The following is a 14,736-nucleotide window of genomic DNA, read 5'->3' as shown; positions in this document are numbered from 1 at the left end:
GAGCATTCAAGCGACTTATCCTTTCACGCCGCCCACCGTCATGCCCTTAACAAAATATTTCTGCAAAAACGGATAAACCATAATGATCGGCACGCTCGCGATAATCGTCATCGTCGCCCGGATCGACGTCGGGGTGACGGTCGCGGTCCCCCCTTGGCCGGAAGCGAACTGATCGGCGGCTGTCATCGAATTGGCCGCGGTATTGGAAGTTTGCAATATTTTCATCAGCTCGTATTGAAGCGTGCTCAAGTTGATGTTCGACGAGTTGTAGAGAAAGACATCGAACCAGGAGTTCCATTGCGCGACCGCGACAAACAGCGAGACGGTAGCCAGCGCCGGTACGGTCAGCGGCAGTACGATGCGGATGAAGGTCGTAAAGTCGCCGGCGCCGTCGATTTTGGCCGATTCCAGAATGCCGTCCGGAAGCCCCTCGATAAAGGAGCGGATGACGATCATGTTGAATACGCCGATAATGCCGGGAAAAATATAGACCCAGAACGAATTGATCAGCCCCAGCTCGCGGATGAGCAGATAACCGGGAATAAGACCGCCGCTGAAATACATCGTGAACACGAACGCCATCGTCACGAACTTGCGCAGCACATAATCCTGGCGGCTTACCGTGTAGGCGAGCATGGCGGTGCAGAAGACGGATACCGCCGTCCCGACAACGGTGCGCAATATCGAAATCAGCGTCGCGCCGTAAATCGACGATTCGTTAAAATATATTCATAGTTGTGCAGCGTCCAGACCCGCGGCCACAAATAGATGCCGCCGCGGATCGAATCGTTCGCGTCGTTGAACGACATCGCCAGCATGTTGATGAACGGATACAGCGTCACCACGACCAGCAAGATCATAAAGACAATATTGAAAATATCGAACAACCGGTCCGCCAAACCGCCGTGCTTTCCCGGCGGCGAGCTCGTTCTCATCATCGCGGCGCCTCCTTAGAACAGTCTGTTTTCGCCGAGCTTCTTGGCGATCGCGTTGGCGGTTAAGAGAAAGATAAAGCTGACGACGGTCTTGAACATGCCCGCCGCGGTCGCAAGCGAATAATTGCCCATATTCATGCCGTACTTCAGGACGAAAATGTCCAGATTGTCGGAGTAGTCGACGGTCATGCTGTTGCCGAGCAAATATTGCGGCTCGAACCCGGCCTCCAGAATATGCCCGAGATTCATAATGAGCAGAATGACGATAACCGGCTTCAGGCCAGGCAGCGTAATGTACAAAATGCGCTGGAAGCGGCTGGCCCCGTCGATTTCCGCCGCTTCGTACTGCGCCGGATCGATCGTTGTCATGGCCGCCAGATAGACGATCGTATTCCAGCCGACATCCTTCCATACCTCGGATACGCCGAGAATGCCCCAGAAATATTCCCCGATGCCGAGCCACAGCACCGGCTGATCGATCATGCCGAGCTTGAGCAGCAAAATGTTGAAGATGCCTTCCGGCGCAAGCACGGTTGAGATAATGCTGGCCGCCACCACCCAGGAAATAAAGTGCGGCAGGTAGCTGATCGTCTGGACGATGCGCTTGAAGACGAGGCTGCGCAGCTCGTTGAGAAGGATCGCAAGCGCAATGGCCGTGACGAAGCCGAGCACGAGCTTGATGGAGCTCATGACGATCGTATTGCGCAGCACCTGGTAGAAGCTGTCGTCCTGAAATAAAAATTCGAAATTCGCCAGGCCGACCCATTCCTGATCGCCGAACGGTTTGGCCGGACGGTATTTCTGAAAGGCGATGGTCCAGCCCCACAACGGGACGTATTTGAACAGAATCAGCCAAAGGAGGAACGGCACCGACATGAGCACAAGCATCTTCTGTCTGGCAAGCTTTCTGAAAAACGCCACTTGTATCGTCTCCACTCCTTCCGTGACGGAAAAGCCGGAATGCGGCAGCAGTTCCGGCCTATTGCAACGTCGTTGCCCGTGTTACCACTTGCCGGCGACGCGGTCTTTCACCACTTTCGTAACGAACGCCTCATACGATTTCGCATCCAGCTTGGCGAACTCGTTCACGTACTCGGTCCACAGCGACTCGAACTCGGACGGGTCCGACAAGATCAGCTTCGGCAAATATTTCTTCTGCAGGTCGCTCGCCTTCTGCACGAAAAGCTGCTCCGGCGTGTTCTGGCCTTTGTTGATGCTCCATGCCGGGTACCACGGACGTTCGTCCGGCTTGCTGAAATATTCGGCGAACGTCTTGACGCCGTACGCATCGAGAATTTTTTGTCGCCCTCGGTATACCCCGCATACGCCACCTCCGGCTGATTCCCGACGCCGTAAGCGTTGCCGTCGGCCAACACCGAATTGTTGCCGTAGCGAGGCCAGGCGTACTCGAAATACTGGAAGCCGAAGGAGCGCTTGAACTCGGGATCGTCGCGTTTCAGCTTCTGCTCGTCGTTCAAATAGAAGCGTCCGTTCTCATCGACGCTGTACGTCTCGTCCTTGATGCCCCATTGCACGAGAATCTGGTTTTCTTCCTTCAGCAGATTGTCGAAATATTGGATGATCCGGACCGGGTCTTTCGCCTTGACGGAAATTCCGATGCCGCGGTTGTTCACGAATGCCGGCGGATCGAGGTATTGATCCTTGATGTCGGCGTCGAACACGATCGGAAGCGGCGCGTAGCGCTTCTCGTCAATCCCCGCCAGCTTGAGATTGTTGGTGGCGTCGCCGACCTGCCAGGCGTAGTTGAAGTACCCGAGGACGCGGCCGCTTGTCAGCTTGGCGAGGTACTGGTCCTTGTTCATGACGAACGACTCCGAATCGAACAGCCCTTGCGCATTGATCTCATTCAGCTTCTGGATCCAGCGCTTCTCCAGATCGGTCGCCTGGTACACTTTCGCTTCATGGGTTTCCATATCGACGATGACGTCGCCGTCGTTCGGATAACCGGCCAGATGCATCGCCGGATTCGTCAGCGTGAAGAAGCTGTCGGCCACGCCGGCGAACGAGACGAAGCCGATCGTATCTTTGCCGTCCACCTGCGGGTATTTGTCCTTGTAGCGTTTGATCAGATCGAAATATTCGTCCAGCGTCTTGATTTTCGGATAGCCGAATTCCTTCAGGACGGATCGTTGAATCCAGAACGCTCCCTGACTGATATTCGGCTCGCCGATGTAGCCTTGATTGGCGGAAAACGGGAGGTGATAAATTTTGCCGTCCGCCTGCCGGAATTTATCCATGTAAGGTCCGTATACCCGCTTGATGTTCGGCCCATGCTCTTCGATAAGCTCGTCGAGCGGGATGAATGCGCCCGCGTCGAGCAGCTTGTCGATCTCGCCTTCCGGCACGATGACGTCCGGATAGTCGCCGCTTGCGATCATGACGCCGGACTTCGTCTTGATGTCGCCGACGAGATATTCGATTTTGAAATCGACGCCGGTCTGCTGCTGCAGTTCCTTGCCGATCGTCGTCTCGGACGCCATCACGTCTTTACCGGTATTGAAGCTGTAGTACGTGAACGTAACCGGCGTTTTGTCGTCGTCCGAGCGATTCTCGGCGCTTGCGGAGTTCGAATCTTCTCCTCCGGCGGAAGCGCCGCCGCTTTCGTTTCCACTGCCGCTGCTGCAGGCAGCCATTACGACCAGCATGGCGGCCAGAACGGCGGACAACCATTTTCGAACCATAACTTGCTCGCCCCTTTCAGCTTCTTTTTTGTAAGCTCTTTCATTATAGAAAGAAACCGTTTCCACTTTTACCCTCCAAACTTTAGATCGTACTTTGAAAACCATATTGAAAACACCATGGCCCTTGCCGCCCCTTTGTGTAAGCAGCGTATGACCTTCAACTGACCGGCGTTTCGGGCTTCGGCGGCATCATTCAGACGACTGCTGTTTCGGGCTTCGGCGGCAGCAAGATCTCGATCGCCGTGCCTTTTCCCTCCTCGCTCCGGATGGCAAAATCGAACGAATCCTTGTAGCACAGCTTGAGGCGGTAATAAGCGTTCTTCATGCCGACATGCTCGCCCATTTCGTCGCCGCCCTGCAAATAGCGGACGATGCTCTCCAGCCTCTCCGGCGGAATTCCGACGCCGTTATCCGTCAGCCGGAACGCAAGCCGGCCGTCCGCATATCCGATATGAACGGTAATGAGCCCGATGCCCGGAGAGCTCTCGATGCCGTGAATGCTCGCGTTTTCGACGAAAGGAAGAAACGTCATTTTCGGGATGCGAAGATCATGGACTGCCTCTTCCACCGTCAGCCGGTATTCCAGCTTGTCGCCAAAACGGTATTTCTGGATTTCGAGAAAACATTCGATCAGCTCCATCTCTTCCCGCACGGTCACCCAGTCGCGGTTCCAGACGATCGCTTTGCGGAAAATTTTGGACAGGCGGTTAATCGTCCGGGCCGTTTCCGCCTCGCCCTTGATCAGGCTGCGCATGCGGATCGTCTCCAGCGCGTTGAACAGAAAATGCGGATTAATCTGGCTGTGAAGCGCCTGCAGCTGCGCCTGCCGCCGCTTGATTTCCAGATCCTTCTTCTGGATGTCCGCCATGTAGACGTCGTGGATCAGGCTGTCGATCCGTTGCGTCATCCGGTTGAACTCGCCGGTCAGCTGGCCGATTTCGTCTCTCGACTCCTCGTACGGAATCGTTTCGAAATGCTGGTTTTTCACCTTTTTCATATGGCGGAGAATCCGTACGAGGCGCACGTGGATCGACCGGGAGATCGCCGCGATAATAAGGGACGGAAGCAGAAAATTGATGCAGGCCATATAGAAGACGAACGCGCTCGACTTGCGCACCTCCTGCAGGACGGCTTTCTCGTCCATAACCCCGTGCAGGCTCCAGCCGTTCAAATAGTTGTTGTTCGCATAATGCTTGCTGAAGGCGATCGGCTTCTCCGGCAGCGCCACTGCGGACATCGGCGTCGCCCCGGTGCGCCAATCTACCTCGCGGTCGTCCGTATATTGAACGGTGCCGTCAGGATGAACGAAGTAGACGCTGCCCTCGAATCCGGAATCGGCGAACAGCCGCCGGACGGTGCTCATGTTCAAATCGATCTTGACGATCTGCGTATAGGGACCGGACGCCGCATAGTCGAGCCGTTGGACGAAGCTGAAATCGTTCCCGCTATGGATCAGAACCGGGTACGAGACGGACGTTCGGCGAAACTGCGCATACCAGTCCGCGCTGCGCACCGCATCGGTAAGCGGAAGAATCGTGCCGGAAGTCAGAATTGTCGGATTATCGGAGTAGATGACCGTCGAGGCGATCGTGCCGTAAGCTTGCTCGGACTTGTTGAAGACGCCTTTCATCGCCGTATTGTACGCTTCCACATATTCGATATCCGATTCGTAAGTGCGGTTCAGATGCTCGTTCAGCACGGGATCGATGTAGTAGAGGTAAGAGATGCCCGCCGCCTCGTCGATGACGGAGCGAAGCTCGCGCTGGAGCTTCTCGAGAGCGATGTTGGCATCGCGGATTTTCTGGTTTCGGATGTTGTTGGTCGTGACATGGTAGAAAACGACGTTCGTCACGACGATCGGAATGAACACCGACAAGAGATACATAAGCAGCAGTTTGTCCCTCAGCTTGATATTGTTCAAATGCAGCTTGCCCATCGATAACCGCCACCCGTTATTTTTTGCCCAGCAGCTTGTTGCGGTAGTCCGTCGGCGTCATGCGCTCGAGCTTCTCGAATTGCGTGACAAAGTAGTCCGCGTTCTGAAAACCGACTTTTTCGGCGATTTCGTACATGCGGCAGTCGGTTTGCCGCAGCAGCCTCTTCGCCTCGCCGATCCGGATGCCGAGCAGATAGTCGTTGAAATAGACGCCGTATGTTTTGCGGAACAGTTGCCCGAGATAAACGGAATTCATGTAAAATTTGGCCGCAATGCTCTTCAGGCTGATATTTTCCATATAATGCGTCTCGATGTATTTCCGGATCTTCTCGATGCCGGCTTTCGACTGCTGCCGCCGCAGCCGCGCGATATAATCCGCCGCTTCCTCCATGAAGGCGGCAAACAGCCGCTTCAGTCCCGGCAGCCGCACCCGGCGGGATTGCCAATCCATGATCGCGGGAAGCGAAGCCAGCTCCTTCTCGCTCCCATCCATCGCCCGGATGACGTTGATGACGCCAATCACGCAGCGGGCGATCGCGTTCGATACCGCGCCCGGAGCGAACCGCTTTTCCCGGAAATGCCGGAACAGCCGGTCGATGCTGGCCGAATAAGCTTCCTTGTCGTTTTCTTCCAGCCGCTCAAGCAGCTGCGCGTACAGCTCCGAATCGATGTCGAAATAATACAAGGCCGTTCCCGCCACCCGGTCATACAGCAGAACCGGCGTCTCGCCTTCCGCAAATTGATAGGACATCGCCTGATGCGCGGTTCGGCAAGAGGAATGGACATCGCCGATCCGCCCGACCTCGCCGCCGACGTAGAGCGTTACCGGCGCCCCCCTCGCCTCGGACAAGGCGGCTTGCACCGACCGGTAAACCGCTTCCATATCGCCGGTTGCCGAAGCGATGCGGCTCACATCCAGCAGCAGGCCGATCAGGCCGGGCTGATGGATATGGACGGGAATCGGGCGGCCGATCCGCTCCGCGACCGGCTGCAGCGCGGCGACCGCTTCCTCGACCGGCCAGCCGCCGGCGCCCGTGCCGGAATCCGTCTCCGGGTGCAGCTCCGCCAGCGCGTAGACGAATCGCCCCGTCGCTTCCATCCGCAGGGCGGCGGCAAATTGCGCAGCTTCCTCCCCGGCATACCGGTCCTTGACCAGCGTTTCCAGCAAGGTGCCGGTCACGATCTTCTCGCCGGCCAGACTGTTCAGCTTCTTCGCCCCCAGCATGCCGGCCAGCTTGGCCAGCATCGCCGTAAGCTCCCCTTCGTCGATCGGCTTCAAAATATAATCGTGCACATCGTAACGCAGCGCCTGCTGCGCATACGTAAATTCGTGGTAACCGCTCACGATGATAAATACGGGGCTTCGCGGCCATTCCGTCGTGACGGTACGAATCAGCTCGAGGCCGTCGAGCACCGGCATCCGGATATCGGTAATGACCACATCCGGACCGAGACGCTTCATCATTTCCAGCGCATCCGCTCCGTTGTCCGCTTCCCCGCATATTTCAAAGCCGAGCGAACGCCAGTCGATCAGATTGATCAAGCCTTTGCGGACGAACACCTCGTCGTCCACGAGCAGCACCTTGTACACGAACGAAGATCTCCTCCTTCCTGTCGCATGATTCATTTCATTATAAAGGATGCGGATTTGATCGGTCACCCTGCGGCACGGCGGATAGACGGGCAAGACTGATTGTAATCGTTTTCACAAAAATTATAGCTTTGCACATTCTTCTTTCGAACCCTACTTTTTTACATTTTACTTCGAACATTAAAGAACTTTACCGGCATGTCCGGTCCGTGCTCGTCCCGAACTTTCCTCCATATGAAGCGGCTGGACAAATTCACAGAAATTTTATTTATAATAATTATAAATTAATATTGATTTTACATTGAGAATTGGTCTATAGTATAAACAAACAACAGATTGAAAGAGGTGGACCCTTGTGACAAATCAAAGTAACAAGCTAACGACGAGCTGGGGCGCTCCGGTCGGAGACAACCAGAATTCAATGACGGCTGGTTCGCGGGGACCGACGCTGATCCAGGACGTTCATCTTCTTGAAAAACTGGCCCACTTCAACCGGGAGCGCGTGCCCGAGCGGGTCGTTCACGCCAAAGGCGCCGGCGCGCACGGTTATTTCGAAGTGACGAACGACGTGACGGCATATACGAAAGCCGCATTTCTGTCCGAAGTCGGCAAGCGCACGCCGGTATTCGTCCGCTTCTCGACGGTCGCCGGGGAGAGCGGCTCCGCCGATACCGTCCGCGACCCGCGCGGTTTCGCGGTCAAATTTTATACCGAGGAAGGCAACTACGACCTCGTCGGCAATAATACGCCCGTCTTTTTCATTCGGGACGCCATTAAATTTCCGGACTTCATTCATACGCAAAAACGCCATCCGCAAACCCATTTGAAAAACCCGAACGCGGTGTGGGATATCTGGTCGCTCTCGCCCGAATCGCTGCATCAGGTTACCATTCTGATGTCCGACCGCGGCATTCCGGCTACGTACCGCCATATGCACGGATACGGCAGCCATACCTTCAAATGGGTGAACGCCAAAGGGGAAGCCGTGTGGGTAAAATATCATTTCAGAACGGAGCAAGGCATCAAAAACTTGACGGAAGAAGTGGCCCGGCAAATTGCCGGCGAAAATCCGGACTATCATACCGAAGATCTGTTCAACGCGATCGCCGCGGGGGATTACCCGGCCTGGAGGCTATATGTGCAAATTATGCCGCTTGAAGACGCGGACACGTACCGTTTCGATCCGTTCGACGTCACCAAGGTCTGGTCGCAAAAAGACTATCCGCTGATCGAAGTCGGCCGGATGGTGCTCAACCGGAATCCGGAAAATTATTTTGCCGAAGTCGAACAGGCGACGTTCTCGCCCGGAACGCTCGTACCCGGCATCGACGTCTCCCCGGACAAATGCTGCAAGGCCGCCTGTTCGCCTACCATGACGCCCACCGCTACCGTGTCGGCGCGAACCATCAGGCGCTGCCGATCAACCGTCCGCTCAGCGGCGTCCACAATTACCAGCGCGACGGGCAAATGCGCTTCGATTCGAACGGCGGCAGCTCGGTTTACTACGAGCCGAACAGCTACGGCGGACCGACGGAGTCTCCCGAGCACAAGCCGCATCCGTATCCCGTATCGGGGACGGCCGACAGCGTCGCTTACGACCGTGACGACCACTACACGCAAGCCGGCGACCTGTACCGGCTGCTTAGCGAGGACGAACGGGCCCGGCTTATCCAAAATATCGTGAACTCCATGAAGCCGGTCGAGAAGGACGAAATCAAGCTGCGTCAGATCGGGCATTTCTATAAAGCCGATCCGGAGTACGGACGCCGCGTCGCGGAAGGGCTCGGCCTGTCGATCGATCATTTGGAGAAGCAATGAAAAATTAATTACGTAAATTCAGCCTTGGACCGCATCGCCGGTCCAAGGCTGTTTTTCATTCGCATACTACGCTATTTCAGTTCTGCGACGATGTTCGGCGGCGTCTGGCCGGTGACGCCGGCGACCAGATTGCGGGCCGCGAGCATGGCCATGTCGAACCGGGTTTTGGCCGTCGCGGAGCCGATATGCGGCAAGGTGAGCACATTCGGCAGCGACAGGAGCGGATGATCCTTCGGAATCGGCTCCAGCGCGTAGACGTCCAGCCCGGCGGCGCGTATGCGCCCTTCCCGCAGCGCATCGACCAGCGCGGTCTCGTCGACCGTCTGGCCGCGGGAGACGTTGATGAAGATGGCGGAAGGCTTCATGAGCGCGAATTGCGCGCGGCCGATCATGCCGGCGGTCTCGCGGGTCAGCGGCGTCATCATGACGATGAAATCGGCTGTCCCGAGCAGCTGCTCCAATGGAAGATATTGTACCCCGAGTTCCTTTTCCGTATCCGGTTTGCGATTGCGGTTATAGTATACGACTTCCATGCCGAAGCCCAGTTTTCCCCGCCGCGCGATCGCCTCTCCGATTCGGCCCATGCCGATAATGCCGAGCGTCGCATGATGCACGTCCGTGCCGAACAGAACCTCGTTATCCTCTTTGCGCCATTTTCCCTGCTTCACATACCGATCCAGCTCCGCCACGCGGCGCGCCGTGCCGAGAATAAGGGCGAACGCCAGATCGGCCACCGTTTCATCCAGCACATGCGGCGTATTCGTCCCGAGCACTCCCCGCGCTTTCATGGCCGAAAGATCGAAATGATTGTACCCGACGCTCATGCTGCTGACGATTTTCAGCCGCTTGGCGCGGCTCAATAGCTCCGCATCGATCGCCGAGGACGACGTGAACAGCCCGTCGGCATCGGCGACCTTCTCCAGCAGCGTCTCGCGGGGAATCGGACGGGCCGAGTCCCACTGCTCATATTCGCAATGTCCGGCAATATATGCGACAACTTCCGCGGGAAGCGGTCTGTCGATAAAGACTTTCGGCTTCATCCTGCTCCTCCTTCTTCAGTACGGGAACCTCGCGCAAAGCGGAAGCTGTCAAAACCGCTTCAGAAATTCGACGATCGTCAGCAGCCCTTTGTCGAAATTGTCCAGATGGAAGTGTTCGTTTGGCGCATGCAAATTTTCGGTCGGCAGCCCGAAGCCCATCAAGACGACCGGGGCCGACAGGACGCGCGCGAACGCCTCCACGATCGGAATCGAGCCGCCGTCCCGCGTGAATACCGGACGGGCCCCGTATACCCGCTCATAGGCGCTCCCGGCTTGCCGCAGCAGCGGGTGCGACGGATCGATTGTATACGGCCGGCCTTTCTCCCCCTGCACGACGCTCACTTTCGCGCCGGGCGGCGTATGCTTGCGGATATGCCGTTCGACCTTGTCGAGAATATCTTGCGGGTCCTGATGGTCGACCAGACGGCATGTAATTTTCGCATGCGCTTCGCACGGGATAACCGTCTTCGTGCCCTCGCCCTGGAAACCGCCGTACATGCCGTTGATTTCCAGCGTCGGCCGCGCGCCGACCCGCTCCGCGAACGTATAGCCTTCCTCGCCGTACAGGGCGTCAAGCTCAAGCGTTCGCTTCAATTTCTCCTCGTCGATGCCTTTCTTGGCGAACTCCGCTCTCATCTCGTCCGTCAACTCGGACACATCGTCGTAGAAGCCGTCGACCGCGACCCGTCCCCGTTTGTCATGCAGCGAATCCAACAGCGAGACGAGCGCGTGCAGCGCGTTGGGCACGCCGCCCCCGTATGTGCCCGAATGAAGGTCGGTATTGGCGGTGCGGACCGACACCTCGAGCGAGCATAAGCCGCGCAGACCGGTGCAGATGGCCGGCTTGTCCGGACCGAGCAGCTCCGTATCGGAGATCAGCACGGCGTCGGCCGCCAGCTTGTCTTTGTGCGCTTCGATGAACGGGTGCAAATTGCCGCTTGCGATCTCCTCTTCGCCTTCGACGCAAAATTTCACGTTGACCGGCAGTGCTTGCTCCGTGCTCAATATCGCTTCGATCGCCTTGATGTGCAGGAAAAGCTGGCCTTTGTCGTCCGTAGCGCCTCTCGCATACAGCTTGTTGTCCCGGATATCCGGCTCGAACGGCGGCGTCTGCCACAGATGCAGCGGATCGACCGGCTGCACGTCATAATGACCGTAGATCAGAACGGTCGGCTTGCCGGGCGCATGCAGATGATCCGCGTAGACGATCGGATGGCCGGCCGTCGGGTGGATTTCCACGTTTTCGAGACCGGCCCGCTTGAGCGCGTCCGCCAGCCATTCCGCCGCGCGGCGCACGTCTTCCTTATGTACGGATTGGGCAGAGATGCTCGGAATCGACAGCCATTCCTTCAATTCGCGCAGATGCGCATCCCTGCGCTCCGCAAAATACGGTGCATAATCCATCATTCAACCTCCTCGAACGGCCATAACTGCAATTTCCCGTCATGCTGTCCCTTGAGGCGATTATACCACACAATTTCTTCATTCATACACGATAAGGCCTTTCCCGACCTTGAGCCGCGGATAGTCCGCCATGACGGCCGGCATGTCGTCGAGCGCGAAACGGTGCGTCACGAGCGGCTCCACCCGGACGATGCCGGCGTCGATAAGCGCAAGCGCGTCGGGATGCGTGTAAGGATTGATAAAGGAACCGAAAATCCGCAGCTCTTTGGCAAAAATATCGTACGGCCTGATGCCGATTTCCGTCGTCGGCGCAGCGACGCCGAAGAGGAGCACCTGCGCGCCCTTGGCCGCCGCTTCGACCGCGAGCGTCATGGAATCCGGACGCCCGACGCATTCCAGCACCACATCGGCGGTCGAGGCGAGCGCGGCTGCGGCCGCCGCGTCAAGCGGATTCACCGTCTCGTCCGCGCCAAGCTTGCGCAGCGTCTCGTACTTGCCGCTGTCCGGCTCGCTGACGACGATCCGCCGCGCGCCGGACGCCTTCGCCAGCTGCAGAAACAGCTGTCCGATAAAGCCGCCGCCTACGATCAGCACCGTATAATCGGGGCGGATGGTCAGCTTGCGGAAGCCGTGCAGCACGCAACCGAGCGGCTCCGCGAGCGCCGCTTCCGCGAAGCTGATCGTATCCGGCACGACGTAGCAGTTCGCCGCCGGTACGACGCACAGCTCGCCCATGCCGCCGTCTCTCGTGACGCCGACGGCCGCCAGCCGGTCGCACAGATGCGCCCGTCCGTCCCGGCAATACCGGCATATGCCGCAATAGATGTTCGGATCGACGGATACGCGATCCCCGACTTTCAGCCCTTCTACGCCTTCGCCCAGCGCCGCCACGATACCGGCCAGTTCATGGCCGAGCACGATCGGCGGCGTTACCGCTGCGGAGCCCGGATGGCCGTGATAAATATGCTGGTCCGTGCCGCAGATGCCGGCCGCGCGTACGCGCACCGTTACTTCGCCCGGGCCGGGGGACGGTTCGTTCCGCCGTTCGACTGCCATCTGTCCGACTCCATGCAATACCGCAGCTTTCATTGATCGTATTCCTCCCCGTTTCGGCTTCTTCCCCGTTTCACATTCGCGAGCCGCGCCGTAAAATCCTTTCCGTGCTTCAGAGAGGCCCGCGAATGAAAACGCCTCTTTTGCATTAAAAAAAGAGGCCCGCTAGGGACCCCTTACACTTTCTCCAGGCTGTCCAGAATTTCCCGGAGGCTAAGCTCCGCCGCCGCCATCGAAGTGTCGGCGACGCCGTAATACATTTTCACGATATCGCCTTCCACCAGCGCGCCGCAGGAAAAGACGACATCTCCGAAAAATCCTTCCTTTTCGTACGGCGCTTCCGGCTCCAGAATCGGCTTGTTCGAGCGCGCGATTACTTTCGAAGGATCTTCGAGATCGAGCAGCACCGCGCCCATGCAGTAGCGATGCTCCTTCGTCGCGCCGTGGTACAGCTCGAGCCATCCCCGTTCGGTGCGGATCGGCACCGCTCCGCCTCCGATCCGGCCGCTGTCCCACATTCCCGGACGAAGCCCGAGCAGATGGCGGTGATTGCCCCATTGCAGCAGGTTGTCCGATTCGGCGATCCAGATTTCCGGGTTGCCGACGCTCTTCGTCGTCGGCCGGTGGAGCGCGTAATATTTGCCCCCGATTTTCTCCGGGAAGATGAGCACATCTTTATTGTCCGGGCTGAAGATCATTCCGTGATGGGTCACGGTGCGAAAATCGGTCGTCGAGACGAGCGATTCGCCGACCCCGACCGGAGACACCGCGGAGAAATAAATATAATACGTGTCGCCGATCTGCGTAATGCGCGGATCTTCGATGCCGAACGATTCCAGCGGCTGCGACGGGTAGATGAACGGCTTGTCGTCGACGGTAAAATGGCGGCCGTCGCGGCTGCGCGCGATGCGCAGGTACGACAGCGAGGTCAAGTATTGGAAAGTCGCGCTCTCCGAACGGTTGCGGATGACGCGCGGGTCCGAGAAATCGTACCGCTCGTCATCCTCCCTCAGCTCGATCAGATCAAGCCGGTCGTTGGCCGCGTCGTATACCGGCGCCAGCACGATGCCCGGCTTCGGGCTGATCGGCCGCTCCGCCACGCGGAGCAGCATAATGATTTCATCCCCGTATTTGGCGATGCCGGCGTTGAACGCCCCGATGACTTCGAAGTCTTCCCGGTGGGGGGTGACATCCGCCGGCGTAATAAGCGGATTTTCTTCATAACGGTAAACATGGATCATCGTAATAATTGCTCCCTTAGCTCTTTTGCTCTTGCTGTTTTATGCCCGGACCGGCCGGGCTGTTCTCGAACGCGGCGAACGGGTCGCGAATTTCGATCCGTTGCGCCTCCGCGTCGCCGACGCCTGCATAGAGCGTTGCCGTGCCGTCTCCGTGCCGGATCAGGCCGCCGCTGAATACAACGTCCTCGAGATCCGGCCGCTTCGACGGGCCGGGCACAAAATCCGCCCGCTCGGCGATCATCTTGAGCGCGGTGCGTTCGCCCGTCAACGGATGATAAACAAATACGATCGGATAATAATGGCGATTTCCTTGGTCGTCATAGCAAGCGATATGGCCGAGCACGCCAATCAAGCCCCCGGCCAGGAGATGGGCTTCATTCGCTCCTCCCCACTCTTCGTCGGTGAAGTGGGCATCGAGCAGCGGCGCTTCTTCGATCGCCTTCACGGTCAGCTCCTCCAGCGAGCCGATGCGGACGAAACCGATCTTCCCGCGGCCGCCCTTCTCTCCTTGCGGTCTCGTGAATACGCCGACCGATCCGTCGGCCAGCTCGACGAGCCGGATATCTTTCATGCCGTCAGGACCTTCGAAGAACCGTTCCAATTCGGCAATCCGGCTGCCCCGGTAGAACACCGTCCGCCACATCAGGTAACCGGGCCGTCCGGGATCGGGGAATACTTCCACCCCTCCCAGCACGAGATTGCCGCCGATGACCGTATGGAACGGGTCCTGAAGCCGAAACACCGGCGCGCCTTCGCGCGGTACCCAGACGCCGTCGCGTTCCGTGAAGAAGACGACATCGGAATGCTCGCTGTCCCGCGATTCCACCCGCCCGGCAATGACAAGTTCCCCGTCATCCCGGAACGGGGCGGCGATGTTGTACACGTCTTTCCCGTCTACGCCGGCGAATTTCAGCTTTTGCGCGCCGCCGGCGCGCTCCCCGGCATTCCGGTATTCCTCAAGCAGAGATGCGCAGGTTTGGGCGGCCGTATGCGCCGATAACGAATTCATAGGTTTC

The 14,736-nt window shown here is 57.9% G+C and carries 8 protein-coding genes and 3 pseudogenes; 1 reads left to right on the top strand and 10 read right to left on the bottom strand.

Annotated features, from left to right (window positions below; translation table 11 throughout):
* Positions 1–15 precede the first annotated feature (15 nt).
* The 5 genes and pseudogenes from PACILC2_RS03910 to PACILC2_RS03890 form a co-directional block, all read right to left on the bottom strand.
* Positions 16–938, bottom strand: a pseudogene (locus PACILC2_RS03910) (carbohydrate ABC transporter permease).
* Between the two features lie 12 nt (positions 939–950).
* A complete protein-coding gene (locus tag PACILC2_RS03905) occupies positions 951–1,823 on the bottom strand; it encodes an ABC transporter permease (RefSeq protein WP_082655673.1) in 873 nt (290 codons plus the stop codon).
* A gap of 114 nt (positions 1,824–1,937) precedes the next feature.
* Positions 1,938–3,637 (bottom strand): annotated as a pseudogene (locus tag PACILC2_RS03900) (ABC transporter substrate-binding protein).
* A gap of 193 nt (positions 3,638–3,830) precedes the next feature.
* Positions 3,831–5,573 (bottom strand): sensor histidine kinase, encoded by a 1,743-nt coding sequence (locus PACILC2_RS03895; RefSeq protein ID WP_213527619.1) that lies wholly within the window; start codon positions 5,571–5,573, stop codon positions 3,831–3,833.
* A gap of 16 nt (positions 5,574–5,589) precedes the next feature.
* Positions 5,590–7,164 (bottom strand): response regulator transcription factor, encoded by a 1,575-nt coding sequence (locus tag PACILC2_RS03890; RefSeq protein WP_213527617.1) that lies wholly within the window; start codon positions 7,162–7,164, stop codon positions 5,590–5,592.
* Positions 7,165–7,585: 421 nt separating this feature from the next.
* On the opposite strand from PACILC2_RS03890, the pseudogene katA reads away from it, so the two are divergent.
* Positions 7,586–8,982, top strand: a pseudogene (katA, locus tag PACILC2_RS03885) (catalase KatA).
* 71 nt (positions 8,983–9,053) lie between these two features.
* On the opposite strand, the gene PACILC2_RS03880 reads toward katA, so the two are convergent.
* From PACILC2_RS03880 to PACILC2_RS03860, 5 genes are all read right to left on the bottom strand, one after another.
* Positions 9,054–10,022: a 2-hydroxyacid dehydrogenase gene (locus PACILC2_RS03880; protein ID WP_213527615.1), complete on the bottom strand. Its 969-nt coding sequence runs from the start codon at positions 10,020–10,022 to the stop codon at positions 9,054–9,056.
* Between the two features lie 48 nt (positions 10,023–10,070).
* Positions 10,071–11,426 carry a dipeptidase gene (locus PACILC2_RS03875; RefSeq protein WP_213527636.1) on the bottom strand — a complete coding sequence of 452 codons (1,356 nt, stop codon included), beginning with the start codon at positions 11,424–11,426 and terminating at the stop codon, positions 10,071–10,073.
* 78 nt (positions 11,427–11,504) lie between these two features.
* Complete coding sequence (locus tag PACILC2_RS03870; protein ID WP_213527613.1) at positions 11,505–12,515, bottom strand: zinc-dependent alcohol dehydrogenase family protein; 1,011 nt, start codon at positions 12,513–12,515, stop codon at positions 11,505–11,507.
* 140 nt (positions 12,516–12,655) lie between these two features.
* Positions 12,656–13,717 (bottom strand): BtaManbiosPhlase, encoded by a 1,062-nt coding sequence (locus PACILC2_RS03865; protein ID WP_062497248.1) that lies wholly within the window; start codon positions 13,715–13,717, stop codon positions 12,656–12,658.
* A 19-nt stretch (positions 13,718–13,736) separates the two neighbouring features.
* The gene (locus PACILC2_RS03860; RefSeq protein ID WP_213527611.1) at positions 13,737–14,729 is read right to left on the bottom strand and encodes an MTP-1 family protein; all 993 of its coding nucleotides are present in this window, start codon (positions 14,727–14,729) and stop codon (positions 13,737–13,739) included.
* Positions 14,730–14,736: the final 7 nt, after the last annotated feature.

This window comes from Paenibacillus cisolokensis, assembly GCF_018403665.1.
GTDB classification, from domain to species: Bacteria; Bacillota; Bacilli; order Paenibacillales; family Paenibacillaceae; genus Paenibacillus_AH; species Paenibacillus_AH cisolokensis.
The sequence above is the reverse complement of the archived record's forward strand: the minus strand, read 5'-3'. Positions and strand labels throughout refer to the sequence as shown.

Coding starts and splice junctions, on each gene's coding strand:
- PACILC2_RS03860 (WP_213527611.1), bottom strand. CDS start 14,729: ATGAATTCGTTATCGGCGCATACGGCCGCCCAAACCTGCGCATCTCTG.
- PACILC2_RS03895 (WP_213527619.1), bottom strand. CDS start 5,573: ATGGGCAAGCTGCATTTGAACAATATCAAGCTGAGGGACAAACTGCTG.
- PACILC2_RS03870 (WP_213527613.1), bottom strand. CDS start 12,515: ATGAAAGCTGCGGTATTGCATGGAGTCGGACAGATGGCAGTCGAACGG.
- PACILC2_RS03875 (WP_213527636.1), bottom strand. CDS start 11,426: ATGGATTATGCACCGTATTTTGCGGAGCGCAGGGATGCGCATCTGCGC.
- PACILC2_RS03905 (WP_082655673.1), bottom strand. CDS start 1,823: ATGCTTGTGCTCATGTCGGTGCCGTTCCTCCTTTGGCTGATTCTGTTC.
- PACILC2_RS03880 (WP_213527615.1), bottom strand. CDS start 10,022: ATGAAGCCGAAAGTCTTTATCGACAGACCGCTTCCCGCGGAAGTTGTC.